General features: G+C 69.3%; 21 protein-coding genes. 15 read left to right on the top strand and 6 right to left on the bottom strand.

Going from position 1 to position 25,044, the window contains the following annotated elements; all coding sequences use genetic code 11:
* The first annotated feature begins 103 nt into the window (after positions 1–103).
* From ACEYYH_RS19375 to ACEYYH_RS19355, 5 genes are all read left to right on the top strand, one after another.
* A complete protein-coding gene (locus tag ACEYYH_RS19375) occupies positions 104–1,408 on the top strand; it encodes an extracellular solute-binding protein (RefSeq protein ID WP_374975926.1) in 1,305 nt (434 codons plus the stop codon).
* An 85-nt stretch (positions 1,409–1,493) separates the two neighbouring features.
* A complete protein-coding gene (locus ACEYYH_RS19370; RefSeq protein WP_374975925.1) occupies positions 1,494–2,465 on the top strand; it encodes a carbohydrate ABC transporter permease in 972 nt (323 codons plus the stop codon).
* Positions 2,449–3,267 carry a carbohydrate ABC transporter permease gene (locus ACEYYH_RS19365; protein WP_374975924.1) on the top strand — a complete coding sequence of 273 codons (819 nt, stop codon included), beginning with the start codon at positions 2,449–2,451 and terminating at the stop codon, positions 3,265–3,267. The genes ACEYYH_RS19370 and ACEYYH_RS19365 overlap by 17 nt, the downstream gene beginning before the upstream one ends.
* Positions 3,264–6,323 carry a glycoside hydrolase family 2 TIM barrel-domain containing protein gene (locus ACEYYH_RS19360; RefSeq protein ID WP_374975923.1) on the top strand — a complete coding sequence of 1,020 codons (3,060 nt, stop codon included), beginning with the start codon at positions 3,264–3,266 and terminating at the stop codon, positions 6,321–6,323. Before ACEYYH_RS19365 ends, ACEYYH_RS19360 begins: the two co-directional genes overlap by 4 nt.
* A gap of 2 nt (positions 6,324–6,325) precedes the next feature.
* The gene (locus ACEYYH_RS19355; protein WP_374975922.1) at positions 6,326–7,333 is read left to right on the top strand and encodes a LacI family DNA-binding transcriptional regulator; all 1,008 of its coding nucleotides are present in this window, start codon (positions 6,326–6,328) and stop codon (positions 7,331–7,333) included.
* A 10-nt stretch (positions 7,334–7,343) separates the two neighbouring features.
* Here ACEYYH_RS19355 and ACEYYH_RS19350 read toward each other — a convergent pair whose 3' ends face one another.
* Positions 7,344–8,225, bottom strand: coding sequence for an HAD family hydrolase (locus ACEYYH_RS19350; protein ID WP_374975921.1), 882 nt, complete (start codon positions 8,223–8,225; stop codon positions 7,344–7,346).
* Positions 8,225–8,863, bottom strand: coding sequence for a LysE family translocator (locus ACEYYH_RS19345; protein ID WP_374975920.1), 639 nt, complete (start codon positions 8,861–8,863; stop codon positions 8,225–8,227). The genes ACEYYH_RS19350 and ACEYYH_RS19345 overlap by 1 nt, the downstream gene beginning before the upstream one ends.
* Before the next feature lie 65 nt (positions 8,864–8,928).
* Here ACEYYH_RS19345 and rlmN point away from each other — a divergent pair, with 65 nt between their 5' ends.
* The 7 genes from rlmN to ACEYYH_RS19310 all read left to right on the top strand — a co-directional run bounded on the left by rlmN (position 8,929) and on the right by ACEYYH_RS19310 (position 18,107).
* Positions 8,929–10,170, top strand: coding sequence for a 23S rRNA (adenine(2503)-C(2))-methyltransferase RlmN (gene rlmN / locus ACEYYH_RS19340; RefSeq protein ID WP_374975919.1), 1,242 nt, complete (start codon positions 8,929–8,931; stop codon positions 10,168–10,170).
* A gap of 104 nt (positions 10,171–10,274) precedes the next feature.
* Positions 10,275–11,891, top strand: coding sequence for a DUF4407 domain-containing protein (locus tag ACEYYH_RS19335; protein WP_374975918.1), 1,617 nt, complete (start codon positions 10,275–10,277; stop codon positions 11,889–11,891).
* Positions 11,892–12,164: 273 nt separating this feature from the next.
* Positions 12,165–13,898 carry an ABC transporter ATP-binding protein gene (locus ACEYYH_RS19330; RefSeq protein ID WP_374975917.1) on the top strand — a complete coding sequence of 578 codons (1,734 nt, stop codon included), beginning with the start codon at positions 12,165–12,167 and terminating at the stop codon, positions 13,896–13,898.
* On the top strand, positions 13,895–16,021 hold the full coding sequence (locus ACEYYH_RS19325) for an ABC transporter ATP-binding protein (protein WP_374975916.1): 2,127 nt from the start codon (positions 13,895–13,897) through the stop codon (positions 16,019–16,021). Before ACEYYH_RS19330 ends, ACEYYH_RS19325 begins: the two co-directional genes overlap by 4 nt.
* 53 nt (positions 16,022–16,074) lie before the next feature.
* Complete coding sequence (locus tag ACEYYH_RS19320) at positions 16,075–17,088, top strand: aldo/keto reductase family protein (protein WP_374975915.1); 1,014 nt, start codon at positions 16,075–16,077, stop codon at positions 17,086–17,088.
* Between the two features lie 3 nt (positions 17,089–17,091).
* Positions 17,092–17,577, top strand: a complete 486-nt coding sequence (locus tag ACEYYH_RS19315; RefSeq protein ID WP_374975914.1) for an NUDIX domain-containing protein — start codon at positions 17,092–17,094, stop codon at positions 17,575–17,577.
* Positions 17,578–17,744: 167 nt separating this feature from the next.
* Entirely contained in the window at positions 17,745–18,107 is a 363-nt protein-coding gene (locus ACEYYH_RS19310) for a VOC family protein (protein ID WP_374975913.1), read from the top strand.
* A 9-nt stretch (positions 18,108–18,116) separates the two neighbouring features.
* On the opposite strand, the gene ACEYYH_RS19305 is transcribed toward ACEYYH_RS19310, so the two are convergent.
* Genes ACEYYH_RS19305 through ACEYYH_RS19290 form a run of 4 tightly spaced genes read right to left on the bottom strand, consistent with a single transcriptional unit; the run spans position 18,117 to position 21,721 of the window.
* Complete coding sequence (locus ACEYYH_RS19305) at positions 18,117–18,647, bottom strand: ribonuclease H (RefSeq protein ID WP_374975912.1); 531 nt, start codon at positions 18,645–18,647, stop codon at positions 18,117–18,119.
* Positions 18,648–18,657: 10 nt separating this feature from the next.
* The gene (locus ACEYYH_RS19300) at positions 18,658–19,173 is read right to left on the bottom strand and encodes a GbsR/MarR family transcriptional regulator (protein ID WP_374975911.1); all 516 of its coding nucleotides are present in this window, start codon (positions 19,171–19,173) and stop codon (positions 18,658–18,660) included.
* A gap of 8 nt (positions 19,174–19,181) precedes the next feature.
* A complete protein-coding gene (locus tag ACEYYH_RS19295; RefSeq protein ID WP_374975910.1) occupies positions 19,182–20,801 on the bottom strand; it encodes an ABC transporter permease in 1,620 nt (539 codons plus the stop codon).
* Positions 20,798–21,721, bottom strand: a complete 924-nt coding sequence (locus tag ACEYYH_RS19290) for an ATP-binding cassette domain-containing protein (RefSeq protein ID WP_374975909.1) — start codon at positions 21,719–21,721, stop codon at positions 20,798–20,800. The genes ACEYYH_RS19295 and ACEYYH_RS19290 overlap by 4 nt, the downstream gene beginning before the upstream one ends.
* Positions 21,722–21,885: 164 nt before the next feature.
* Here ACEYYH_RS19290 and ACEYYH_RS19285 point away from each other — a divergent pair, with 164 nt between their 5' ends.
* The 3 genes from ACEYYH_RS19285 to prpB are packed head-to-tail and all read left to right on the top strand — an operon-like array spanning position 21,886 to position 25,003.
* The gene (locus ACEYYH_RS19285) at positions 21,886–22,572 is read left to right on the top strand and encodes a GntR family transcriptional regulator (protein WP_374978263.1); all 687 of its coding nucleotides are present in this window, start codon (positions 21,886–21,888) and stop codon (positions 22,570–22,572) included.
* Complete coding sequence (locus ACEYYH_RS19280) at positions 22,569–24,095, top strand: MmgE/PrpD family protein (RefSeq protein ID WP_374975908.1); 1,527 nt, start codon at positions 22,569–22,571, stop codon at positions 24,093–24,095. Before ACEYYH_RS19285 ends, ACEYYH_RS19280 begins: the two co-directional genes overlap by 4 nt.
* Positions 24,095–25,003, top strand: a complete 909-nt coding sequence (prpB, locus tag ACEYYH_RS19275; protein WP_374975907.1) for a methylisocitrate lyase — start codon at positions 24,095–24,097, stop codon at positions 25,001–25,003. The genes ACEYYH_RS19280 and prpB overlap by 1 nt, the downstream gene beginning before the upstream one ends.
* Positions 25,004–25,044: the final 41 nt, after the last annotated feature.

The raw sequence follows: 25,044 nt of genomic DNA, 5'->3' as shown, positions 1-25,044 counted from the left end.
GACGACTGATCCGCCCACACGCAGCACGGCACCACGAGCGGTGCGTGTCGCCGCCGGGGCACCGCCCCGGCGTCACGGAATCCACGGAAGGATCTGCAATCCCATGAAGCGCTTCACCAAGCTGACCGCGGGAGCCCTCGTGCTCGCCGTGCCCCTCGCACTGACCCTGACGTCCTGCAGCAGCAGCTCGGGCGGCGGTTCGGGCGAGGGCGACGGCGACGACAAGCTCACCGTCTGGACCTGGGACCCCGCGTTCAACATCTACGCGATGGAGGAGGCCGAGAAGGTCTACCAGGAGGACCACCCGGACTTCGAGCTCGAGATCGTCGAAGTGCCCTGGGACGACCTGCAGACGAAGCTGACCACGATCGCCCAGTCGCAGGCGTTCGGCGAGCTGCCCGACATCTTCCTCATGCAGAACAACGCGTTCCAGAAGAACGGGCTCAACTACCCCGACCTGTTCTCGGACTTCAGCGACTCCGACATCGACTTCTCGGAGTTCCCGCAGTCGGTCGTGGACTACTCGACCATCGACGACATCAACTACGGCGTGCCGTTCGACGCCGGCACGGCGATCACGGCCCTCCGCACCGACGTGCTCACCGAGGCCGGGTACACCGTCGACGACTTCACCGACATCACGTGGGACGAGTACCTCACGATCGGCGAGGACGTGCTCGCCAAGACCGGTCAGCCGCTGCTGTCGGGCCAGGCCGGGTCCGCCGACATCCCGATGATGATGCTGCAGTCGGCCGGCGCGAGCCTGTTCGACGACGAGGGCAACCCCACCATCGTCGACAACGAGGCGCTCGAGGCCGCCATCGACATGTACACGCAGCTCGTCGAGACGGGCGTGCTGGTCGAGGTCAACTCGTGGGACGAGTACATCGGCACGCTCGTGAACGGCACCGTCGGCGGCACGATCAACGGTGTGTGGATCGTCGGTTCGATCCAGACCGCCGAGGACCAGGACGGCCTGTGGGGCGTCACGAACCTGCCCAAGCTCGACACCGTCTCGGGCGCGACGAACTACTCGGCCAACGGCGGCTCGTCCTGGGCGATCTCGTCGACCGCCGACGTCGACCTGGCGTCGGACTTCCTCGCGGCGACCTTCGCCGGCTCCACCGAGCTCTACGACACGATCCTTCCGAAGGCCGGCGCGGTCGCGAACTGGATCCCCGCGGGTGACAGCGACGTGTACAACGAGCCGATCGAGTTCTTCGGTGGCCAGCCGATCTTCGCCGACGTGGTGAAGTTCGGCCCCGAGGTGCCCTCGAACAACACGGGTGCGTACTACTACGAGGCCCGCGACGCGGTGAGCACGGCCATGACGCAGATCATGGGCGGCACCGACATGCAGACCGCGCTCGAAGAGGCGCAGGCCAACGTCGAATTCGCGATGGAGTAACCACGCGCGACGGTCCGGCGGGGCGGCGAACCGCCCCGCCGGACCGGAACCGTGGCCCTGACCGCCCGAGAAGAGAGACGACGCCGTGGCCTCCGACGTGAAGACCCGCATCAAGACCGAGGGCAGGCGCACCCAGCCGCCGCCGCTGAACAACTACATCGGCGACCGCAAGCCGTGGCTCAACACCGCGCGCCGCCGCAGCCTCACCGGCTGGGGGTTCCTGCTTCCCGCCGCGCTGCTCATCCTGTTCATGAGCTTCATCCCCATGGCGCAGGCGTTCGTCCTGTCGCTGCAGACGGGGCGCGGAACGAGGCTCGAGTTCGCCGACCCGCTCTGGTACAACTACGAGCGCCTGCTGAACGACGACATCTTCCGGCTCACGCTGACGAACACGTTCATTTACCTGATCATCCAGGTGCCGATCATGCTGACGCTGGCGCTCGTGCTGGCGAACCTGCTGAACAACCCGAAGCTGCGGTTCAAGGCGCTGTGGCGAACGGCGATCTTCCTGCCGTGCGCCGTGTCGCTGGTGTCGTACTCGCTGGTGTTCCGCACCCTCTTCGCGAACGACGGCTTCGTCAACGACGCGCTGATGTCGCTCGGCGCCATCGGCAGTCCGATCAACTGGCTCGGCCAGCCCGAGACGGCCCGGTTCGTCATCATCCTCGGCCTGCTGTGGCGGTGGACCGGCTACAACATGGTCTTCTATCTCGCGGCACTGCAGAACGTCGACCACTCGAGCATCGAGGCCGCCCGCATGGACGGCGCCAACGCGTTCCAGACGTTCTGGTACGTCACCGTTCCGCAGCTCAAGCCCATGATCGTGCTCACCGCGATCCTGTCGATCAACGGCACCCTGCAGCTGTTCGACGAGTCGTGGGCGCTCACGCAGGGCGGGCCCGCGCACCAGACCATGTCGATGGCGCACTACCTCTACGAGGTGTCGTTCCAGAAGAACCCCAACTTCGGCTACGCCGCGGCGATCTCGTACGTGATCCTGATGCTCGTCGCCATCCTCTCGTTCATCCAGATGAAGGTCGGTGACAAGCGTGATTAACAAGCTCCGCAGCCTGCCCGGATACGCCCTGCTGGCGATCTGGGCCCTGTTCTCGGTCTTCCCGCTGTACTTCATGGCGGTCTCGGCCACCAACACCAGCCAGGATGTGCTCTCTTCACGGATGCTGCCCGGCACGGCTCTCTTCGAGAACATCGCCGTGCTCTTCTCGACGCAGAACGTCGTGGGCGCGATGACGAACTCGTTCCTCATCGCTGTGGGCACGACGATCCTCGCCCTGACGGTGTGCTCGATCGCCGGCTACGGCTTCGAGGTCTATCACTCCAAGGGCAAGGACGTCGTCATGGCGATCCTGCTGCTGGCGATGATGATCCCGTTCGCCGCCACGATGATCCCGCTGTTCCAGCTGTTCGCGCGGGTCGGCATGGTGAACTCACTGTGGGCGGTCGTGATCCCCATGATCTCGACGCCGTTCCTCATCCTGCTGTTCCGCCAGGCGTCCCGTTCGTTCCCGCACGAGATCATCGAGGCGGCGCGCATCGACGGCCTCAGCGAGCTGTCGATCTTCGCGCGGATCTACGTCCCCACGATGCGCTCGACCTTCGCTGCCGCCGCCGTCATCACCTTCATGATGGCGTGGAACAACTTCCTGTGGCCGAAGGTGATCCTCGTCAACAACAGCGTGCTGACGATGCCGATGCTCACCGCGAACATCAGCGCGGGGTACGTGACCGACTACGGCGTGCTGATGCTCGCCGTGCTGCTGTCGTCGCTGCCGACGATGATCGTGTTCTTCCTCCTGCAGCGGCAGTTCGCGCAGGGCATCACGGGGGCGGTCAAGTGACGCTCGACACCACCGGCATCCAGATCGAGAGCTCGGAAAAGGAGGGCGCGATGTTCGACGCCACACGGATCGCGGATCCCCGGTTCGTGCATGAGAACCGCCGGCCCGCCCACTCGGACCACCGCTGGTTCCGCACGACGGCGGAGGCGGCGGCCGGCGCGAGCGGCTACGAGCAGTCGCTCAGTGGGCGCTGGAAGATCCACTACGCGAAGAACCCCGCGGCGGCCCCGGCCGGGTTCTTCCGCCCGGAGTACGACTGCGAGAGCTGGGACGACATCCCGGTTCCCGCGCACATCCAGCTGCACGGCTACGACCGTCCGCAATACGTCAACGTCCAGTACCCCTGGGACGGCGTCGAGCAGATCGACCCCGGCGAGGTGCCCGGGCGCTACAACCCGGTCGCCTCGTACGTGAAGAGCTTCGTCCTCGACTGTCCGGTCGAGGCGGGTGAGAGCGTGAGCATCAGCTTCCTGGGGGCCGAGAGCGCGATCGCGGTCTGGCTCAACGGGCGCTACCTCGGGTACGCCACCGACAGCTTCACGCCGTCGGAGTTCGATGTGACCGACGCCCTGGTCGAGGGCGAGAACAAGCTCGCGGCGCAGGTGTTCAAGTTCTCCAGCGGCTCGTGGCTCGAGGACCAGGACTTCTTCCGGTTCTCCGGCCTGTTCCGCGACGTCGTCGTCTACCGCCGTCCGTCCGCGCACATCGAAGACCTCCGCGTCGACGTCGACCTCGCCCTCGACGACGCGACGGCCGACATCGGGCTCCGTGTCGACCTGCGCGGGGAGGGAAGCGTTCGGGCCCGCCTCGCCGGGGTCGGAGACCTCGAAGACCGCGGCGACGGCGGTTTCGCCATCCGTCTCGAGAATCCGCGGCTGTGGAGCCCCGAGGATCCGTGGCTCTACGACCTCGAGATCGAGGTGCAGGATGCCGCGGGCGAGATCGCCGAGGTCATCGTGCAGCGTGTCGGCGTGCGGCGCTTCGCGATCGAGGACGGGCTGCTGAAGCTCAACGGGCGACGCGTCGTCTTCTTCGGAGTGAACCGGCACGAGTTCGGCCTCGCCGGGCGCGTGCAGACCGCGGCCGAGATCGAGGCGGATCTGCTCGCCCTCAAGGCCGTGGGCGTCAACGCCGTGCGCACCAGCCACTACCCCAACAGCACTCCGTTCTACGAGCTCGCCGACCGGCACGGACTCCTGGTCATCGACGAGATGAACCTCGAGAGCCACGGTGTGTGGGACCGCGTCCGCAAGCTCGGCGCGCCGATCGAAGAGGCGGTCCCAGGCGACCGGCCGGAGTGGCTGCCCGCCCTCCTCGACCGCGCCGCGAGCATGTACGAGCGCGACAAGAACCACCCGAGCATCGTGATGTGGTCGTGCGGCAACGAGTCGTTCGGCGGCACGAACATCCGCGACGTTGCAGACTGCTTCCGCGAGGTCGACAGCCGCCCGGTGCACTACGAGGGCGTGTTCTGGGATCCGCGTTACGAGGAGACGACCGACGTCGCGAGTCAGATGTACACGCCCGCCGCGGAGGTGGAGGAGTACCTGCGCCACCGCCGCGACAAGCCGTTCATCCTGTGCGAGTACGCCCACGCGATGGGCAACTCGTTCGGCGCCGTCGACGAGTACATCGAGCTGGCGTACCGTGAGCCGCTCTTCCAGGGCGGGTTCATCTGGGACTTCGCCGACCAGGCGATCGCTCTGACCGACCGCTACGGCAAGGAGTACTTCGGCTACGGCGGCGACTTCGGCGACTCCCCGAACGACGCCGAGTTCTGCGGCAACGGCATCTTCTTCACCGACCACACGCCGACGCCGAAGCTCCAGGAGGTCGCGTACCTCTACCAGGGCTTCAAGATCCGCATCGATGACGACGGCTTCACGGTGCACAACCGCCTCCTGTCGACGTCGAGCGCCGCGTACCGCTGTGTCGTCACACTCTCGCGCGAGGGACGGATGCTGCGCACCGAAGAGGTCGAGACTGCCATCGCCGCCGGCGACACCGGTCGCGTGGCCCTGCCGCTCGTGGTCCCCGCCGAGCCCGGGGAGTATGCGATCGACGTGTCGTTCCGCCTGCGGTCGGCGACGGCGTGGGCCGAGGAAGGACACGAGGTCGCCTACGAGCAGCGGGTCGTCTCCGTGGGACCGCCGCCCGCACGGGTCGCGGCGCCGGCACCCGAGCTCATCCGCGGCGCGCACAACATCGGGGTGCGCGGTCCCGGGTTCAGCGCGCTGTTCTCGACGCTGTACGGCGGGCTCACCTCCTACCGTTTCGGCATGACGTCGGATGGCGGCCGTGAGCTTCTCAAAGGGATGCCGCGACCGCACTTCTGGCACGCGCCGACGTCGAACGAGCGCGGGTGGGAGGCGCCCTTCGAGGACGGCCAGTGGCTTCTCGCGAGCCGCTACGGACGTGTGCGCGATCCGCTCACCCGTACTCGGGTCGCGCAGGACGACACCGCGGTGACGGTGACGTACGAGTACGAGCTGCCCACCCGACCGGCCACGACGTGCGACGTCTCGTACCGCGTCGACGGCTCCGGCCGCGTCGAGGTGACGCAGACCCTGCACCTCGTCGAGGGCCTGCCGAGCCTGCCCGAGTTCGGGATGCTGCTCACCACGCTGCCGGAGTTCCGCCGGCTGCGCTGGTACGGCGACGGGCCCGAGGAGTGCTATATCGACCGCCGCGGCGGGGCACGACTCGGCGTGTACGATCGCGACGTGACGACGGAGCTCACTCCCTATCTGCGTCCGCAGGAGGCGGGAAGCCGCACCGGCGTGCGGTGGGCCGAGGTCACCGACGGCAGAGGAGCTGGCCTCCGCGTCGAATCCGCCGGCGCGATGGAGTTCTCGGCACTGCCGTGGACGCCCGACGAAGTGGAGAACGCCCTGCACCACACCGAGCTGCCGCCGATCCATCGCACCGTGCTGCGGCCGGCGCTCATGCGGCGCGGTGTGGGCGGCGACGACGCCTGGGGTGCGCGCACTCTCGCGCAGTACCTCCTGCCCACCAGCGGGGACCTCGTGTTCGACTTCGCCTTCCGAGGGGTCTGAGAGTGCAGGAGCGCCGCACCTCGCTGCGGGATGTGGCCCAGGCCGTCGGCGTCTCGGTGCAGACGGTCTCGCGGGTCGCGAACGGCGAGCCCAACGTGGCGCCCGAGAAGCGCGAGCTCGTGCTCGCCAAGATGCGCGAGCTGGGCTACCGGCCCAACGCGGCGGCGCGGGCGATCCGGCGGGGGTCGTTCCGCACGGTCGGCGTCGTGTACCACAGCCTCCACTCCGTGGGCACGCACCGCTCGCTCGAGGAGATCTCCGAGCGGGCCGCCGAGAGCGGCTACGCGACGACGCTCATGCCGTTGGCCGCCTCCTCCGGGCAGGCGGCCAACGGGGCGTTCACGCGGCTGGGCGAGATGGCGGTCGACGTCCTCATCGTCATCCTCCCGGCCCCGTTCGGGGTCGATGAGGCGCTCCATCTTCCCGAGGGCGTGCCAGCCGTGATCCTCGGGCCGCCGCTCGTGGAGGGCGTCGCGACGGTCGACTTCGATCAAGCGGTCGGCGCGCGCCAGGCCGTCCGCTCCCTGCTCGACCTCGGCCACCAGACGGTGCACCACATCACGGGCCCGCCTGGCTCGTTCTCAGCGGCATCCCGGCTCGATGCCTGGCGGGACGTGCTGACGCAGACCGGTCGCGCGCTTCCCGCGACCCAGCCCGGCGACTGGAGCCCGCGCTCCGGCTACCGGGCGATGCAGCAGCTGCTCGCCGAGCACGAGCGCCCGACCGCGGTCTTCGCCGCGAACGACCAGATGGCGCTCGGCGCCTACCGCGCGATCATCGAGGCCGGTCTCCGCATTCCGGAGGACGTCTCAGTCCTCGGATTCGACGACATCGACGAGGCCGAGATGTTCGCGCCGCCTCTCACCACCGTCCGCCAGGACTGGGGGCTCCTCGGCCGCGAGTCCCTGCGGGTCGCGCTTGAGATGGAGGGCGGCGCACCGCCCGAACAGGTCGAGCTGGCGACCCAGCTGGTGCTTCGCGCCTCCACGGCGCCGCCGAGCGCCGGCTGAGCGGGCCGCGTCAGATCAGGCCGAGGCGGCGGAATGCGTTCGCGATCCCGTCGTCGAGCACGTCCGTCGTGACGAAGTCGGCGAGCTCCTTGAGCTCGGGCTGGGCGTTCCCCATCGCGACCGAGACCCCGCACACCTGGAACATCTCGATGTCGTTCCAGCTGTCGCCCACCGCGATCGCGTCCGCCGCGTCCACGCCGAGGTGCGCGAGCAGCAGTTCGATCGCCGAGCCCTTGGTCGTCTCGCGCTCGCTGATCTCGCCGTTCGAGCCGCCCGGCAGCGGCATGCTCCCCGGCACGATCAGGAACTCGTCGCCGAGGTCCGCGCGCAGCTCCTCGAGACCCTCCGGGTGGTCGCTGACGAACACGGCCTTGTCGATGCGGGTGAGGTCCGCCTCGTCGACGCTCGGGAACGTGCGCTGCGCGAGGCCGACGAGCGAGTCCTCGGGCCGCACCTGCTGACCCGCCGCCTCACGCACCTCGAGCGCCGCCGCGTAGTCACGCATCAGCTCGGCCATGTCGTCGCTCGCGTAGACCGCATCGCGGGTCTGCAGGAAATAACGGATGCCGCGGCTGCGCAGCGACGTCAGCATGCGGTCCGTCGCCTCCGGCGACAGGGGACGGTCGACGACCACCTGTCCGTCCGAGACGACGAGCGCTCCCGAGTTGGTGACCGCGCCGTCGAAGCCGATCTCGGCCACGTCCGGATGGATGTCGGAGGCCGACCTTCCGGTGCTCAGGTAGACCAGGTGCCCCGCCTCGCGCAGCGCGCGGATGGCCGGGCCGGTCGACGGCGACACGTGCGAGCCGTGCTCGAGGATCGTGCCGTCGACGTCGAGGAAGATGATGCGCCGGCGATCCGGGCGGGGCTGGGCTGCAGCATCCGTTGTCATCAGTGCTTGTTCCCGGTGAAGAGGAGGATGCCGCCGAGGCCGATCATGAGACCGCCTCCGGTGGCCGACAGGGTGGAGATGCGCTTAGGGGAGCGCCCGAACCACTCCCGTGCGCCGGCCGCGATCAGTGCCCAGATGCCGTCGGAGATGAGCGCGATGACGAAGAACACGAGTCCGAGCTCGATCATCTGCAGCGGCACCATGCCGGCGTTCAGGTCGACGAACTGGGGGAGCACCGCGACGAAGAACGCGATCGTCTTCGGGTTCGTGATGCCGACGACGAACCCCTCGCCGAGCTGGCGCCAGGCCGAGCGGGGGAGCGCGCCCCCGCTCGCCTCCGCGGCGGCACGGTGGCGATGGCGGATCGCCTGCACACCCAAGTACATGAGGTACAGCGCGCCGGCGACTTTGACGATCGTGAACAGCACGACCGACTGCGCCACGATGCCGCCGACGCCGATCGCGACCAGGCCGATGATCGGCAGCAGGCCGAGCGCGTTGCCGAGCACGCTGAGCAGCCCGCCGATGCGGCCGAGGGCGAGTGCGCGCCCGATCGTGAACAGCACGCTCGGACCCGGGATCACGATCAGGACGAGGGCGGCGAGCGTGAAGGCGAGCAGGTTCGGGGCGGGCACCACAGGCCGAGCCTAGTCCGGGCGCGAGGTTCGGCCTGCGTCCAGATGTCTCCGCGTACCCTGGACGCATGACCGATTCGCCTGTTCGCACGACCACACCGAGGCAGGTGCGTCCGGCGACCGAGGGATGGACCCAGAAGAAGGACGCCGAGGGGCGGCCCCTCCTCCAGTTCGCGAGTCCGAAGCGCGGCAAGCCGCCCGTGCACATGGCGGACTTCACCCCCGAGCAGCGCGTCGAGAAGGTCAAGGAGCTCGGGCTGCCCGGCTTCCGGGCGAAGCAGCTCGAGAAGCACTACTTCCAGCACTGGACCCACAACCCCGCCGACATGACGGACCTCCCCGCCGACGGGCGCGAGGAGTTCGTGCACGGCATGCTGCCGGCCCTCCTCACCGAGGTGCGCCGCCTCGAGACCGACCGCGGCGACACCATCAAGTTCCTGTGGAAGCTGCACGACGGCGCGCTCGTCGAGTCCGTGCTCATGCGCTACCCCGGCCGCATCACCCTGTGCGTGTCGTCGCAGGCCGGCTGCGGCATGAACTGCCCCTTCTGCGCGACCGGCCAGGCCGGGCTCACCCGCAACATGTCGGCCGGCGAGATCGTCGAGCAGGTCGTGCGCGCCAACCGCTTGATCGCCGACGGCGGTCTGGGCGGCAAGAAGAAGGACGACCACTCCGCCGAGCGGGTGTCGAACATCGTCTTCATGGGCATGGGCGAGCCGCTCGCCAATTACGCACGTGTCATGCAGGCGGTGCGCGTGATGACCGACAAGCAGCACGGCCTCGGCATGAGCGCCCGTGGCATCACCGTCTCGACGGTCGGTCTCGTGCCGGCCATCACGAAGCTCGCGCAGGAGGACATCCCCGTCACGTTCGCGCTGTCGCTGCACGCGCCCGACGACAAGCTGCGCGACGAGCTCATCCCCGTCAACTCGCGCTGGAAGGTCGACGAGGCGCTCGACGCCGCGCGCGCCTATTTCGACAAGACGGGCCGCCGCGTCTCGATCGAATACGCCCTCATCAAGGACATGAACGACCACGGCTGGCGCGCCGACCTGCTGGCGAAGAAGCTCAACGACCGTGGCCGCGGCTGGGTGCACGTGAACCCCATCCCGCTGAACCCGACTCCCGGCTCGATCTGGACCGCGTCCGAGGTCGATGTGCAGAACGAGTTCGTGCGCCGCCTCAACGACGCCGGCATCCCGACGACCCTCCGCGACACCCGCGGCAAGGAGATCGACGGCGCCTGCGGCCAGCTCGTCGCCACCGAGGAAGACGAGGCGGTCGCCGCCGTCACCCCGCTGGAGGACTGACCCCCGGTCGTTGAGCGAGCTTGCGAGTCGAAACGCGCGGCATGCGCGATCTCGCGCTCCTCTCACACACCCGCCGCACAGGTAGCCCCCTCTAGGGTGTGCGGATGTCTTCTTACTCCGCACACCGGCCGGGCCGGTTCGGCTCCGACGGCCGGATCGAGTTCGAGACGGACGGCGAGCAGGCCGAGGATCTGTACCTCGACGACGTGCGCGCCCAGCAGGCGGCCGGTGAGCCCGGGGCCGACCAGCGCCCCGGCGACGACGGCCCCGAAGACCCGTTCCCGGTGACGAAGGACCTCCTCGAGGACGCCCTCGCGATGAACCCGACGCAGCCGATCGCCGTGGCCGAGCCGGTCGTGGCGGAGCAGACGACGACCATCGGCGAGTGGGGCGCCATCGACGAGCCGCGTGAGGATGAGCCCGTCGCCGAGGAAGCCTCGCGCGATGAGGAGCCGGAGGCGGCAGCATCCGTTCCCCCCGTCCGTGCGAAGCGGGCGAAGCGCCCGCGTAGGGAGCGGACCTCGGGCTGGCGCAGGCTCGCGATCCTCGGCGGTGCGGACGGATCGGTGCTCGACGAGGTGCCGACCGAGACGCCGCGCTTCGTGCAGATGTTCTTCGTGATCGCCGGCACCGCGCTGATCTCGGCGATCTCTATGTACTTCGCGCTGACCACCGGCGTGCGGATCGTCGCGTGGGGCGCGCTGCCTCTTGCGATCGTGTGGATGCTCATCATCTTCAACCTCGATCGCTTCCTCACCTCGACGATGCGTTCCTCGCAGAGCATCGGGCGGCTGATCGCGCTCGCCATCCCTCGCGTCATCATGGCCGCCGTGATCGGCATCGTCGTGGCCGAGCCGCTGGTGCTGCAGATCTTCCACAACGACATCGCGCGCGAGGTCAACGCGACGAACATCACGCAGGCGCAGTCGGATCAGGACGCCGTCACCGCCGGACCCGAGAAGCAGGCACTGGATGCGGCGAGCGAACGTGTCGCGGCGCTCGAGAGCCAGGCGGCGAGCGGCGTCGTGGCAGGGGCCGACACCACGTCGGCGTCGGCGTCATCGGCGCAGCAGACCGTGGACGACCTCACCGCGAAGCTCGCCGCGCAGCAGCAGGTCATCGACCAGGCGCGCGCGATCTACCAGTGCGAGCTGACCGGTCAGGGCGCCGGTGAGGTGCAGGGCTGCAGCGGCGTCGCGGGCGAGGGTGCGAGCTCGGATGCCGCGGAGGCGCAGCTCGCGGCCGCCCAGTCGGCGTACGACGACCTGAACTCGCAGCTGACGGCGGCACAGGCCGACCTCGCCGCGGCGCAGGCGGCCGGCACGGCCGACGCGAGCGCCTCGGAGGAGGTCAACAAGCAGCAGGCGAAGGACGAGCTGCCCGGCGCGCGCGAGCAGTACCAGGCGGCGCTCGCCGCCTACGACGCCCGCGCGGCGGAGATCGCCAGCGGCAACTCCGGCGCGGTGGGACTGCTGAGCCAGATCAGCGGGCTCGAGCGGCTGTCGGCGCGCGAGCCCACGCTCGCATGGGCGCACTGGCTGATCGCCGGCCTGTTCTTCATGATCGAGCTGCTGCCGGTGCTCGTGAAGGTGCTCACCAGCTACGGCGAGCCCTCGCTCTACGAGAAGGCCGACGCGCTGCGCCGCCAGGTCGCGCTCGACCGTGTCACGGCGCGCAGCTGGCGAGAGCGCGCGGACATCGCGCAGGGCGGGGAGGCCTGACCCGGACGCCACGGACGGGATGGGATGCCGCGGGTCGCAGCATCCCATCCCGTCCGTCGTGTTGCGGGCCTCTGTGGGAGCGGTCTCGCGCCTCGCGATATATCGTGTTAGAGTGACCGGCGGGTCGCCGCTGGGAGGCGCCCACGCCCCCGGTTCCGCCCTCGGTGAACGGGACTGCCGCGATGTCGGCGGCCCGTGCGAAGGTGGGTCGGCACCCTCACATCTGCAGAGGCGGAGCCTTGCCATGGCTTCGCCGCGTCCGGGAGAACCCTCGTGCTGGCAAAACTCCTCGTCCGATATCTCAAGCCGTACGGCTGGCTCCTGCTCGGCGTGCTGCTGTTCCAGTCAGCCTCCGCCGTCGCCTCGCTGTACCTGCCCAGCCTGAACGCCGACATCATCGACAACGGCGTCTCGAAGGGCGACACCGACTACATCTGGCGCACCGGCATCGTCATGCTGACCGTGTCGCTGGGGCAGATCGTCGCGTCGATCATCGCGACCTACTTCGCCGCGCGCGCCGCGATGAGCCTCGGCCGCGACATCCGCGACGACATCTTCGAGCGCGTCTCGGGCTTCTCCGAGCGCGAGGTGACCGGCTTCGGCGCGGGGTCCCTCATCACGCGCAACACGAACGACGTGCAGCAGGTGCAGATGCTCGCGATGATGGGCGCGACGTTCCTCGTCACCGCGCCGCTGCTCGCGATCGGCGGCATCGTGCTCGCGATCGAGCAGGCCGCCAGCCTCGCGTGGATCCTCGCGGTCGCCGTGCCGTTGCTGCTCCTGGTCGCGGGTCTGCTCATCGCCCGCATGGTGCCGCTGTTCCGCAGCTACCAGGGAAAACTCGACGGCGTGAACCGGGTGATGCGCGAGCAGCTCACAGGCATCCGCGTCATCCGCGCGTTCGTTCGCGAGCCCATCGAAGAGGAGCGCTTCCGCGAGGCCAACACCGACATCATGGTCGTCGGCCGCAAGGTCGGGTCGCTGTTCGTGGTGCTGTTCCCGGCGGTCATGCTGATCCTCAACGTCACCGTGATCGGCGTGATCTGGTTCGGCGGCATGCAGGTCGACAGCGGCGAGATCCAGATCGGCACGCTCTTCGCGTTCATGCAGTACGCCATGATCATCCTCTCGGGCGTGATGATGGCGAGCTTCATGACGCTGATGATCCCGCGCGCCGCGGTGTCTGCCGATCGCGTCGGCGAGGTGCTCGACACGCACTCGTCGCTCGAGCGTCCGTCTGATGCGGTCGGCGCGTTCCCGACGCCCGGAACCGTCGCCTTCCGCGACGTCGCGTTCACCTATCCAGGTGCCGAGCATCCGATCCTGTCGGGCATCACCTTCCGCGCCGATCCGGGTGAGACGGTCGCCGTCGTCGGTTCGACCGGCGCCGGCAAGACCACGCTGGTGTCGCTGATCCCGCGACTGTTCGACGTCACCGGCGGCGTCGTCGAGGTGGGTGGCGTCGACGTGCGGCGTGCCGACCTCGATGCGCTGTGGAGCACGATCGGGCTCGTTCCGCAGCGCCCGTTCCTGTTCTCGGGCACGATCGCGTCGAACCTGCGGTTCGGCCGCGAGGACGCGACGGATGCTGAGCTCTGGCACGCTCTCGAGATCGCCCAGGCGAGCGACTTCGTGAGCCAGATGGACGCCGGACTCGACTCCCCGATCGCGCAGGGCGGCACCAACGTGTCGGGCGGACAGCGGCAGCGGCTCGCAATCGCGCGGGCCATCGTCCACCGGCCCCAGGTGCTCGTCTTCGACGACTCGTTCTCGGCGCTCGATCTCACCACCGACGCGCGGCTGAGGCAGGCGCTGTGGCGGGAACTCCCGGACGTCACCAAGATCGTCGTCGCGCAGCGCGTCTCGTCGATCACCGACGCCGATCGCATCGTCGTCCTCGACGACGGCGGCATCGTGGGGACCGGCACGCACGAGCAGCTGCTCGAGACGAGCCAGACCTACCGCGAGATCGTCGAATCCCAGCTCGGAGCGGAGGTCGCCCGATGAGCGACGAGAAGAACACCGAGAAGACCAGCCGCCGCCGGGTGCGTCAGGCCGTCGCGGAGCTGAGCGCCGAGGAGAAGGCCGAGATCGAGCTCGGCGAGCAGGCGCGCATCGCGGCCGACGACTGGAGCGGCGCCGTCGCACCGGGCAAGGCCGCGCATTTCTGGCCTGCCTTCCGCCGGCTGATCGGGCTGCTGCGTCCGAACGCCTGGGCGTTCGTCTTCGTGTCGATCCTCGGCTCGATCGGCGTCGTCCTCGCGGTGCTGTCGCCGAAGGTGCTCGGCGAGGCGACCAACATCCTGTTCGAGGGCGTCGTGTCGTCGATGGCGCCCGCCGGCACGACCAAGGAGCAGGTCGTCGCGGGGCTGGAGGCCACGGGGCAGCAGGACCTCGCCAACATCGTCTCGGCGATGGAGCACTTCGTGCCGGGGGCGGGCGTCGATTTCCTGGCGCTCAGCCGCGTGCTGCTGATCGTGCTCGTGCTGTACTTCGCGTCGTCTCTGCTGATGTGGCTGCAGGGCTACGTCATCAACGTGATCATGGTGCGCGTCATGTGGCGCCTGCGCGAACAGGTCGAGGCGAAGATCAACCGCCTGCCGCTGCGCTACTTCGACCGCGTGCAGCGCGGCGAGCTGATCTCGCGCGTCACGAACGACATCGACAACATCACGCAGATGATGCAGCAGTCGCTGTCGCAGGCGCTGACGAGCGTGCTCACCGTGATCGGCGTGCTCATCATGATGCTGACGATCTCGTGGCAGCTGACCCTCGTGGTGCTGATCAGCTTCCCGCTGATGGGCATCCTGTTCGGCGTCATCGGGCCGCGCTCGCAGAAGGCGTTCGGCATCCAGTGGCGCAAGGTGGGTCGCCTGAACGCGCGCGTCGAGGAGTCGTTCTCCGGGCACGCGCTGGTCAAGGTCTTCGGCCGCGAGCAGGCGTCGCGCGAGGCCTTCCGTGAAGAGAACGAGGAGCTCTACCAGGCCTCGTTCAAGGCGCAGTTCCTGTCGAACATCATGATGCCCGCGATGATGTTCATCGGAAACCTCACCTACGTCGGCATCGCGGTCTTTGGCGCGCTGATGGTCGCGAGCGGTCAGCTGCGGCTCGGCGACGTGCAGGCGTTCATCCAGTACTCGCAGCAGTTCACGCAGCCGCTGGCGGAGCTCGGCGGCATGGCGGCCGTCGTGCAGTCGGGCACCGCCTCGGCCGAGCGCGTGTTCGAGCTGCTCGACGAGCCCGAGCAGGAGCCCGACGCCGAGGACGCGCCCGCGCTGGTCGAGGGCGACGGCACGATCGAATTCCAGGACGTCGCGTTCTCGTACTCGCCCGACCGGCCGCTCATCCACGACCTGTCGTTCCGGGTCGAGCCGGGCCAGACGGTCGCGATCGTGGGTCCCACCGGCGCCGGCAAGACGACGCTGGTGAACCTGCTGATGCGCTTCTACGAGCTCGATGGCGGTCGCATCCTCCTCAACGGGCAGAACATCGCCGACCTCACCCGCCGCGACATCCGCGCCGAGACCGGCATGGTGCTGCAGGACCCATGGCTGTTCGCGGGCACGATCCGCGAGAACATCCGCTACGGCCGCGCCGACGCCACCGACGACGAGATTCTCGCCGCCGCACGGGCGACGTACGTCAACCGGTTCGTGCACTCGCTGCCCGACGGGTACGACACCCTCCTCGACGAGGACGCATCGAACATCTCGGCGGGCGAGAAGCAGCTCATCACGATCGCGCGCGCGTTCGTGGCCCAGCCGTCGGTGCTGATCCTCGACGAGGCGACGAGCTCCGTCGACACCCGTACCGAGCTGCTGCTGCAGCACGCGATGGCGGCGCTGCGAGAGGGACGCACGTCGTTCGTGATCGCGCACCGCCTGTCGACCATCCGCGACGCCGACCTCATCCTCGTGATGGAGAACGGCGGGATCGTCGAGAAGGGCGCGCACGACGAGCTCATCGCGGCCAAGGGGGCGTACTTCCGCCTGTACAACTCGCAGTTCGAGCAGGCCGCGGCTGATCTCGACGACGAGGCCCGTGCCCTCGCCGTCGACGCGGAGGCCGGCGAGCGCGCCGAGGCCGCCGAGGACGACGCGATCGAGGACGAGACCGCACCTGTCCTCTGACCCGTCGACGCTGCCCGCTCCGATGCACCCATCGGGGCGGGTAGCGTTTTCTCATGGTCAATTACCGGTACCTCGGAAACAGCGGTCTCAAGGTCAGCGAGATCACCTACGGCAACTGGGTCACGCACGGCTCGCAGGTCGACGACTCGGCCGCCATCGCGACGGTCCACGCGGCGCTCGACGCCGGCATCACCACGTTCGACACGGCCGACGTCTACGCCAACACGGCCGCCGAGGAGGTCCTCGGCAAGGCGCTCTCGGGGCAGCGCCGCGAATCCCTCGAGATCTTCACGAAGGTCTACTTCCCGACCGGCCCGCAGGGCCCCAACGACACCGGACTCAGCCGCAAGCACATCTTCGAGTCCATCAACGGGTCGCTGAAGCGCCTCGGCACCGACTACGTCGACCTCTACCAGGCGCACCGCTTCGACTACGAGACGCCGCTCGAAGAGACCTTCCAGGCCTTCGCCGACGTCGTGCGCCAGGGCAAGGCGCTCTACATCGGCGTCTCGGAATGGACCGCCGAGCAGCTGCGGGAGGGTCACGCGCTCGCCAAGAGCTACGGCGTGCAGCTCATCTCGAACCAGCCGCAGTACTCGGCTCTGTGGCGCGTCATCGAGGGCAAGGTGGTGCCGGCGTCGGAGGACCTCGGCATCTCGCAGATCGTGTGGTCGCCGATGGCGCAGGGTGTCCTGAGCGGCAAGTACCTGCCCGGCCAGCCGGTACCCGAGGGCTCGCGCGCGACCGACGACAAGAGCGGCGCGCGGTTCATCCAGTCCTTCCTCCGCGACGACGTGCTCGAGGCGGTCCAGCGCCTGAAGCCCGTCGCCGAGCAGGCGGGCCTGTCGATGCCGCAGCTCGCCATCGCGTGGGTGCTCCAGAACAAGAACGTCGCGTCGGCGCTGGTCGGGGCATCCCGACCCGAGCAGCTCGCCGAGACCGTCAAGGCCTCGGGCGTAGTGCTCGACGCCGACACCCTGGCTGCGATCGACACCGCGCTGGGCGACGTCGTGTTCAGCGACCCCGAGGACACCTACACGGTCTCGCCGAAGACCCGTATCGTCTGACCCGTGATCACCAGCGCCGGCATCCTGTTGTACCGGATCGCGCCCGAATCCCAGGTGCTCATCGCGCACATGGGCGGGCCGTTCTGGGCGAGCAAGGATGCCGGCGCATGGTCGATCCCCAAGGGCGAGTTCGCCGAGGGGGAGGAAGGCGCATTGGATGCTGCGCGCCGCGAGTTCCGCGAGGAGCTCGGCATCGACGCGCCTGAGCCGCCCTACGCCGAGCTCGGCACCTTCGCCTACGCGTCGGGCAAGCGCGTGACGGTGTTCGTCGCCGACGGGACCGGGTTCTCCCTCGACGGGCTGGAGTTCGGCGAGTTCGAGCTGGAGTGGCCACCGCGCTCGGGGAAGACGGCCCGGTTCCCCGAGGTCGACCGCGTGGAGTGGGTGTCACTCGATGCCGCTCGCGAAAGAGTCGTGAAGGGTCAGCGTCCCGCGATCGACGCACTCGAGCGGCACCTCGCCGACGCCGCCGCCGACGCCTCTACCTGACCCGTCGGTCCCCGGCGTCCACCCTCATCTCCGCGAAAGTGCAGCTGGTGGACGAGAGGGTGGTTGGTTCCCTACCTCTCGTCCACCAGCTGTTCTCTCGCGGGGTCTTGTGGGCGGTCGACGGGCGGCGGAGACTGACCGGGTCCGACCCAACGAGAGGAAGCGCCATGGCTCACGGCGACATCACGCACATCGACATCCCGGTCAGCGACCTCGAGGAGGGAGCCGCGTTCTACTCCGGGCTCTTCGGCTGGCAGATCGCCGAGGTGCCGGGCTTCGAGGGCTACCCGATGTGGCAGGCACCGAATGGAATCTCCGGCGGCGGACTGGGCTTGCGCGAAGAGGGCTTCACGAACACCCGCTCCTACGTCGAGGTGGATTCCATCGACGACATCGTCGCCAGGGCCACCGAGGCCGGTGGCAGCCTGGTGCGGGAGAAGCAGGAGATCACGCCGACCAGCTGGTGGGCGGTCATCGCCGATCCTGACGGCAACCAGATCGGACTCTTCGAAGGTGCCATGCAGGGCTGACCGCCCGGGTCAGCGCCCGTTCTTCGGGCGGGTGGAGACGTCGATGCGGTCCTGCGCGCCGAGCGACGACCACGCGCTCGCGATGCCCTTGGCAGCGTGCTCCGAGGCGCGCACCGCGCGCTCGTCGGCCCACGCGTTCAGCACATGGCCGGAGTGGCCGCGCACGTGCTCGAGCTCGACGTCGGGGAGCCCCGCGGCGCGGCGTGCGTCGCGCGCGGCGATGAGCTGCTCGAGGATGTCGACGTTCTTCGTCGGCGCGCCCGTCGATGTCTTCCAGCCGCGGCGGCGGTGGCCGTCCATCCACTTCGTGTAGGTGTCGATGGCGTACTTCGAGTCGGCCTGCACGACGAGGTTCGCGACATCGGAGTGGTCCTCGATGGCCTTGAGCAGCCCGGTCAGTTCGCCGATGTTGTTCGTGCCCGAGAGGATCGATCCCGCGGCCCAGTGCCCGTCCTCGCCGACCCACGCCCAGCCGGTCGGTCCGGGGTTGCCCTTGCAGGCTCCGTCGGTGGCAACGATGTAGGGGGGCGCGTCGGTCACTCGGGCAAGGCTACCCGCCCGCCGCGATCTCGCCGTCCGCCGCGGCCCCCGTGCTGTCGACCTCGGGCGCCTCGCGCCCCGAGCGCCATTCGGCGGCGAGCTGCGGCATCCGTTCAGACAGGAAGCGGAGGAAGTCGGCGATCTCCCGCGCGCGGGTGGCCGAGATGGGCGCGGCCCCGTTGTCGTCGGCGATGCGGTCGAGGTAGGCCGCGAGGCTGCCGTACAGGGGCGCGTTCGCCGCGATCATGCCCGACCAGGAGTCCTCGGCGAGGTCGTAGCGGTCACGGCGATCGCCCGGCCGCGAGAGCCGGTGGATGAGTCGCATCGACACGAGGTAGCGCACCGCGCCCGATACTGCCGCGGCGGAGACGCCCAGACGGTCGGCGAGGTCCGCGGCGGTGTACCCGTCGTCCGGCGAGCCGGCGAGCGCCATCATGACGCGCGCCGGCATGCGCGGCATGCCGACGGCCGTGAGCATGGCGGCCGCCTGCTCGGCCGGCTCGACGCCGGGATGCTCGGTGGTCACTGCGCCGCCTATCCTGCCGAAGCCAGTTCGCGTCGCTGCATGAGAGTCAGGGATGCTGCCGCCCCGGCGCCCGTGACGAGCAACAGCCACCACATCCCGCGAAGATCCACCTCGCTGCCGCTCGGGATCGGGGCGACCGTGAACGGCGACAGGTTCGTCACCCACTCGGGGAGGCCCAGGAGAGGGCCGTACAGACCGAAGAGGATCGCAGTCGTCACCAGGGTCCAGCCGAGGGGAATCGTCCACCGCGGCGCGATCGTGAAGATGAGCGCGGTGAGGGCGAGGAACACGGATGCCGCGACGGCCTGCCCCCATGCGGCGACGAACGCGTCGCTGGTCAGGTCGGCGCCGTTCTCGCGCCCTGCGGCACCGACCCATGCGCCGAGGTACGCGGCCGCGCAGGTCAGCACGATGGCGATGAACCCGATGACGACGAAGTCGGCCAGCCACCGGACCCGCTGCACCGGTGTCGCGAGGACGGGTTCGGCGGTGCCGTGCGCCTCCTCCTGGCGGGCGCGAGCCACCGTCTGCACGCCGGCGCAGGCGGCGAGAAGCCCCACCATGGTGAAGAAGACGACCACGACTGCCTGCTCGAGGTCCGCCTCGGCCGAGAGAGCCTTCAGCAGGTCGGCGACGGCGGGATTCTCCGCACCTATCTCATTGACGACCGACCCCAGGGAGGTCGAGAGCGCCCCGGTGAAGAACGCGCCCGCCATCCAGCCGACAGTCGACCCGGTCGCGAGGCGCGAGACGAGCGCCGTGGGCGACGACAGCGTCGCACGAGCGGCGGCGCGGCCCTGCCGTTCCGGGACGATGCTCGCGCCGAGGTCGCGCACGGCCTGGAGGGCGAGCGCCGCTCCGGCGAGCACGGCGAAGGCGCCCAGGCACAGGAGCGCGGGCCACCAGAGGTTCTCGTCGAACGCGCGGGTGTTCTCGGCCCATCCGAACGGGGAGAGCCAGGTCAGCCACGAGCTCTCCATGTGCGTGAGGTCGTCGCTCGGAGTGCCGACGGCATTGCCGATGCCGGCGATGAAGTAAGTCACGACGAGCACCCACACCGCGAGGGAGTTCGCGCCGCGCGAGGTGCGCATGAGCTGCGCGGCAAGGAGCGCGACGCCCAGGTAGGTGAGGCCACCGCACGCCGCGGTGAACCCGGCGAGCCAGGACCCCTCGGCGGGGGAGCCGCCGGTGAGGAAGGCGGCGGCGACGAGCAGGCCGAGCAGGAGGTTCGCGAGCACGCCGTGGACGATCGTGGCGATTGTCGGCACGGTCCTGCCCGCCGTCGTCGCCGCGACGAGCTCGAGGCGCCCCGACTCCTCGTCGCCGCGGGTGTGCCGCACAGCGAGGAACGAGCTCATGAAGGCGGCCATCATCACGAGGAACGGCATGAGGAGGAAGACGATGAACGCCTGCTCGCCGGGCCCGGACGGCAGGCCGCGGAACAGCAGGATCACCGGGTTCGCCATGACGGTGGCGAGCAGCGCCGCGCGCTCCTGCTCCGTGCCGTACGTGCTCGCGACGGCCGACACGCCGACGAGCGCCAGCCCCATGGTGCCGCCGATCCACAGCGTCAGCTGCAGCCAGTCGCGCCGCAGCCGCTGCCCGAGAAGGGTCGTCAGGCGGCTCATCGCCCGTTCCCCTCCAGTGCCGCGAGGTCGTCGCCGTAGTGGCGCATGAAGAGCTCCTCGAGCGACGGCGGCGCGACTCTAAGCCCCGCGACGCCCAGGCGCGAGAGCTCGGGGAGCACTCCCGGGACCTGATCGCTGTCGACCGTGAAGCGCACGCGGCCGTCCTCGACAAGGGCGTCGTGCGCCGCCGCGAGCGCGGCCACGGGTGCGGCATCCGTCCCCTCGTACGACACCTCGGTGCGCGTGAGGTGACGCATGTCGGCGAGCGTGCCGCTCTCGACGACGCGCCCCGCGCGGATGATCGAGACCCGATCGCACAATTGCTCGACCTCCGACAGGATGTGGCTCGACAGCAGCACGGTCGCGCCGGTGGCGTGGACGCGCCCGACCTCGCGACGGAACATCACGTCCATGAGCGGGTCGAGGCCGCTCGTGGGCTCGTCGAAGATGTACAGGTCGGCGGGCACGGCGAACGCGGCGATCAGAGCGACCTTCTGCCGGTTGCCCTTCGAATAGGCACGGCCCTTCTTGCGCGGGTCGAACTGGAACGCCTCCATGAGGCGCTCCTTCTCGCCGATGTAATTCCGGTCGTGGCGAGCGGCTCCGCGGAGGCGCGAGAGCAGATCGATCGCCTCACCTCCGGAGAGATTGGGCCACACGCTCACATCTCCCGGGATGTAGGCGACTCGTCGGTGGATCTCGACGGCGTCGCGCCAGGGCTCGAGACCGAAGACGGATGCCTCGCCCCCGGTCTTGCGCGCGAGCCCGAGCAGGATCCGGATCGTGGTGGACTTCCCGGCCCCGTTGGGTCCGAGGAACCCGTGCACCTGGCCCTCGTCGACGACGAGGTCGAGTCCGTCGAGGGCGTGGACGCGGCCGTAGTGCTTGGTGAGGCCGCTCGTGCGGATGACTGTGGTCATGGCGCAGACGCTACGCCGGATTCACAAATTCCTGAATACTCCTCACGCTTTCCTCACGGCTGTGCGCGGTTTGTATACCCTCAGCGGCTTGAACCCTGTACCTGGTGCGTGCATGCGCATTTATGTATACACTGGCCGAGGTGTCGGACGAGGAGGTGATGCGGATGCGGGCCAGTGACCGCGCCTACGCGACCCTCCTCGACGAGATCCAGTCCGGCGTCCTGCGGCCCGGTGCCGTGCTCGGCGAGGTCGAGCAGGCGGCCCGGCTCGGCGTCAGCCGCACGCCACTGCGCGAAGCCCTCGGCCGGCTCGCCGCCGACGGGCTCGTCGCCCAGCAGTCGCCCCGCGTGACGGTGGTCACCGCGATCGACGCCGACGACATCCGTGAGATCTTCGAAGTGCGCCGCGCCCTCGAGGAGTCCGCCGCGCGGCTCGCCGCCGAGCGGGGAGACACCGCGGTCTTCGCCGATCTCGCTCGCGAGTTCGCGCGGGTCGACCTCGACGGCGGCGGGGCGGGCGCCGATGGGCGCGACCCCTACTACGCGCTCATCGCTGACTTCGATCTCGCGCTCGACGCCGCGGTCGCGAACGACTACCTCACCGCGGCGCTGCGCACGGTGCGCACCCATCTCGTCAGGGTGCGGCGACTCGCGCGCGACAATCCCGCTCGGCTCGCCGCATCCGTCGCCGAACACCGCCTCATCGCGACGGCGATCTCGGCACGCGACGCGGATCTCGCCGCCCACGCGACGCACGTGCACCTGCACAACGCCCTCCGCAGCATCCTCGAGTCGCTCACCGCGGCGGCTCCCGCGAACTCTCCCGCGCTCGACCTGAAAGGCCAGCTATGACCGTCATCCACCACCTCCGTGTCCACCGCAGCGACGAGAACCTCGCTCGCGAGGGGCAGCTCGCGTGGCACATCGCCGAAGTCGCCGCCGACCCCGTCGAGGTCGACGCCGACGTCGTCGACATGATCATCAACCGCGTGATCGACAACGCGGCGGTGGCGGCAGCATCCCTCACCCGGGCACCGGTGAGCGCCGCGCGTCAGCAGGCTCTCGACCACGCCGTGTCGGTCGGCGGTTCGGGCGCCACCGTGTTCGGCTGTGCGCTGGATCGCAAGACGAGCCCGGAGTGGGCGGCGTGGGCGAACGGGGTCGCCGTGCGCGAGCTCGACTACCACGACACGTTCCTGGCGGCCGATTACTCGCACCCGGGCGACAACATCCCGCCGATCGTCGCGGTCGCGCAGCACGTCGGTGCCGACGGGGCGGCGCTGGTGCGGGGACTGGCGACGGGATACGAGATCCAGATCGACCTCGTGCGCGCCATCAGCCTGCACAAGCACAAGATCGACCACGTCGCCCACCTCGGCCCGTCAGCGGCCGCCGGCATCGGCACCCTGCTGGGACTCGACGTCGAGACGATCTACCAGGCCGTCGGCCAGGCGCTGCACACCACGACGGCGACGCGCCAGTCGCGCAAGGGCGAGATCTCGACGTGGAAGGCGCACGCCCCCGCGTTCGCGGGCAAGATGGCGGTCGAGGCCGTCGACCGCGCCATGCGTGGCGAGACGTCGCCGAGCCCGATCTACGAGGGCGAGGACGGCGTGATCGCGTGGCTGCTGGACGGGCCGGATGCTTCGTACGAGGTGCCGCTGCCGGGTCAGGGCGAGCCGAAGCGGGCCATCCTCGACTCGTACACGAAGGAGCACTCGGCGGAGTACCAGGCGCAGGCTTGGATCGACCTCGCGCGCAAGCTGCACGGCGAGCACCCGGAGCTGGCCGATCCGGCGAATGTCGAGGCGATCGTGCTGCACACGTCGCACCACACGCACTACGTGATCGGCTCGGGCGCGAACGACCCGCAGAAGTACGACCCGGCCGCGTCGCGCGAGACGCTGGACCACTCGATCCCGTACATCTTCGCGGTCGCGCTGCAGGACGGTGGCTGGCACCACGTCGACTCGTACCTGCCGGCACGGGCGGGGCGTGAGGACACGGTCGCGCTGTGGCAGAAGATCACCACGGCCGAGGACGAGGAGTGGACCCGCCGCTACCACTCGGAGGACCCGGACGAGAAGGCGTTCGGCGGCCGCGTCGAGATCCGCCTCGCGAACGGCGAGACCATCGAGGACGAGATCGCCGTCGCCGACGCGCACCCGCTCGGCGCCCGGCCGTTCGCGCGCGAAGACTACGTGCGCAAGTTCCGCCTGCTCGCCGAGCCCGTGCTCACGGCAGACGAGATCGAGCGCTTCCTCGACCTCGCCGAGCGCCTGCCCGAGCTCACCGCCGAAGAGGTCCAGCAGCTCACCATCGTCGCCGACTTCGGCGTGCTGGCCTCCGCGCCGGCCCCGAAGGGACTCTTCTGATGCTGTACTCCACCGTGCCTTCGCACGAGAAGCGGCGGCTGTTCCGCGCGCGCCTCGCGTCCGGCGAGCTGCTGCGGTTCCCCGGGGCGTTCAATCCGCTGAGCGCCCGGCTCATCGAGCGCAAGGGCTTCGAGGGCGTCTACATCTCGGGTGCGGTGCTCAGCGCCGACCTGGGCCTGCCCGACATCGGGCTCACGACGCTCACCGAGGTGGCGGCGCGGGGCCAGCAGATCGCGCGCATGACCGACCTGCCGGCGATCATCGACGCCGACACCGGCTTCGGCGAGCCGATGAACGTCGCCCGCACGATCCAGACGCTCGAAGACGCGGGCCTCGCGGGCACGCACATCGAGGACCAGATCAACCCGAAGCGGTGCGGCCACCTCGACGGCAAGGCCGTCGTGGACGAGGACACCGCGATCAAGCGCATCCGGGCGGCCGCCGACGCGCGCCGCGACCCGAACTTCCTGATCATGGCGCGCACCGACATCCGCGCCGTGGAGGGGATGGCGGCCGCGATCGACCGTGCCAAGGCGCTCGTCGACGCGGGCGCGGACGCGATCTTCCCCGAGGCGATGCGCACGCTCGAGGAGTTCGCCGCGATCCGCGCCGCCGTCGACGTGCCGATCCTCGCCAACATGACCGAGTTCGGGAAGTCGGAGCTCTTCTCGGTCGACCAGCTGCAGGGCGTCGGCGTCAACATCGTGATCTGGCCGGTCTCGCTCCTGCGCATCGCGATGGGCGCAGCATCCCGCGCTCTCGATACGCTCATCGACGAAGGACACCTCACGTCCAAGCTCGGCGAGATGCAGCACCGCGCGGACCTCTACGACCTCATCGACTACGAGCAGTACAACCACTTCGACCAGGACGTCTTCAACTTCCAGATCGACGCTCCCGGTCGTTGAGCGAGGAGCGCAGCGACGAGACGAAACGCGTTTCGACTCGC

The organism is Microbacterium trichothecenolyticum, assembly GCF_041938625.1.
In the GTDB taxonomy this organism is placed as follows: domain Bacteria; phylum Actinomycetota; class Actinomycetes; order Actinomycetales; family Microbacteriaceae; genus Microbacterium; species Microbacterium trichothecenolyticum_D.
This window is presented reverse-complemented; position numbering and strand designations above follow the sequence as displayed.

Bases quoted from the DNA above. Each gene is read 5' to 3' on its own strand.
- ACEYYH_RS19320 (WP_374975915.1), top strand. From the start codon at position 16,075: ATGGTCAATTACCGGTACCTCGGAAACAGCGGTCTCAAGGTCAGCGAG.
- ACEYYH_RS19350 (WP_374975921.1), bottom strand. From the start codon at position 8,225: ATGACAACGGATGCTGCAGCCCAGCCCCGCCCGGATCGCCGGCGCATC.
- rlmN (WP_374975919.1), top strand. From the start codon at position 8,929: ATGACCGATTCGCCTGTTCGCACGACCACACCGAGGCAGGTGCGTCCG.
- prpB (WP_374975907.1), top strand. From the start codon at position 24,095: ATGCTGTACTCCACCGTGCCTTCGCACGAGAAGCGGCGGCTGTTCCGC.
- ACEYYH_RS19325 (WP_374975916.1), top strand. From the start codon at position 13,895: ATGAGCGACGAGAAGAACACCGAGAAGACCAGCCGCCGCCGGGTGCGT.
- ACEYYH_RS19375 (WP_374975926.1), top strand. From the start codon at position 104: ATGAAGCGCTTCACCAAGCTGACCGCGGGAGCCCTCGTGCTCGCCGTG.
- ACEYYH_RS19295 (WP_374975910.1), bottom strand. From the start codon at position 20,801: ATGAGCCGCCTGACGACCCTTCTCGGGCAGCGGCTGCGGCGCGACTGG.
- ACEYYH_RS19280 (WP_374975908.1), top strand. From the start codon at position 22,569: ATGACCGTCATCCACCACCTCCGTGTCCACCGCAGCGACGAGAACCTC.
- ACEYYH_RS19310 (WP_374975913.1), top strand. From the start codon at position 17,745: ATGGCTCACGGCGACATCACGCACATCGACATCCCGGTCAGCGACCTC.
- ACEYYH_RS19335 (WP_374975918.1), top strand. From the start codon at position 10,275: ATGTCTTCTTACTCCGCACACCGGCCGGGCCGGTTCGGCTCCGACGGC.
- ACEYYH_RS19285 (WP_374978263.1), top strand. From the start codon at position 21,886: ATGCGGGCCAGTGACCGCGCCTACGCGACCCTCCTCGACGAGATCCAG.
- ACEYYH_RS19290 (WP_374975909.1), bottom strand. From the start codon at position 21,721: ATGACCACAGTCATCCGCACGAGCGGCCTCACCAAGCACTACGGCCGC.